Genomic DNA, 808 nt, shown 5'->3' on the forward strand with positions numbered 1-808 from the left:
TAGTTTGTCTAGCATCTAAAATAAAAATTGACGTTTCACGTTGTTTGTTTCGTTCAGTTTTCAAAGAACTAAAAGCGGGTGAAGAGAATCGAACTCTCGACCAGAGCTTGGAAGGCTCTTGTTTTACCACTAAACTACACCCGCGTGGTCGGGAAGACAGGATTTGAACCTGCGACCCCCTGGTCCCAAACCAGGTGCTCTACCAAGCTGAGCCACTTCCCGTTAATAAAAGCGCGCCCGAGAGGAGTCGAACCCCTAACCTCTTGATCCGTAGTCAAACGCTCTATCCAATTGAGCTACGGGCGCTTATTCATGATGTTTTTTCGTCGTTGTAATTTGGCGACTCAATTATCTTATCATACTACATTTTCAAATGCAAGTACTTTTTTAAGATTTTTTGATGCGGCCGAGAGGACTTGAACCTCCACGGGGTTCCCCCCACTAGGCCCTCAACCTAGCGCGTCTGCCGTTCCGCCACGACCGCGCGGAAAAAACAAAAGTGAGCCATGAAGGACTCGAACCTTCGACCCTCTGATTAAAAGTCAGATGCTCTACCAACTGAGCTAATGGCTCGTAAATGGCTGGGCTAGCTGGATTCGAACCAGCGCATGACGGAGTCAAAGTCCGTTGCCTTACCGCTTGGCTATAGCCCATCGAAATAATTATCTTCTTTTCAAAGACAAATTTTATTGTACCATAATGTCCAATAAAAAACAACTGCTATATAGCAGAAGTTAAAATGGCGGTCCCGACCGGGGTCGAACCGGCGATCTCCTGCGTGACAGGCAGGCATGTTAACCACTACACC

Annotated in this window: 7 tRNA genes; all 7 read right to left on the reverse strand. The window is 47.0% G+C overall.

Features of this window, described 5'->3' with window-relative positions:
* Positions 1-73: 73 nt before the first annotated feature.
* The 7 genes from QO049_RS30455 to QO049_RS30485 all read right to left on the reverse strand — a co-directional run bounded on the left by QO049_RS30455 (position 74) and on the right by QO049_RS30485 (position 808).
* A tRNA-Gly gene (locus QO049_RS30455) sits at positions 74-144 on the reverse strand.
* Position 145: 1 nt separating this feature from the next.
* A tRNA-Pro gene (locus tag QO049_RS30460) sits at positions 146-222 on the reverse strand.
* Between the two features lie 10 nt (positions 223-232).
* Positions 233-306: transfer RNA gene (locus QO049_RS30465), tRNA-Arg, on the reverse strand.
* 95 nt (positions 307-401) lie between these two features.
* Positions 402-484: transfer RNA gene (locus QO049_RS30470), tRNA-Leu, on the reverse strand.
* A 16-nt stretch (positions 485-500) separates the two neighbouring features.
* A tRNA-Lys gene (locus QO049_RS30475) sits at positions 501-573 on the reverse strand.
* Positions 574-578: 5 nt separating this feature from the next.
* Positions 579-653, reverse strand: a tRNA-Gln gene (locus QO049_RS30480).
* Between the two features lie 87 nt (positions 654-740).
* Positions 741-808: transfer RNA gene (locus QO049_RS30485), tRNA-Asp, on the reverse strand.

The sequence above is a fragment of the Bacillus sp. RB3 genome, assembly GCF_030164735.1.
GTDB classification, from domain to species: Bacteria; Bacillota; Bacilli; order Bacillales; family Bacillaceae_G; genus Bacillus_A; species Bacillus_A cereus.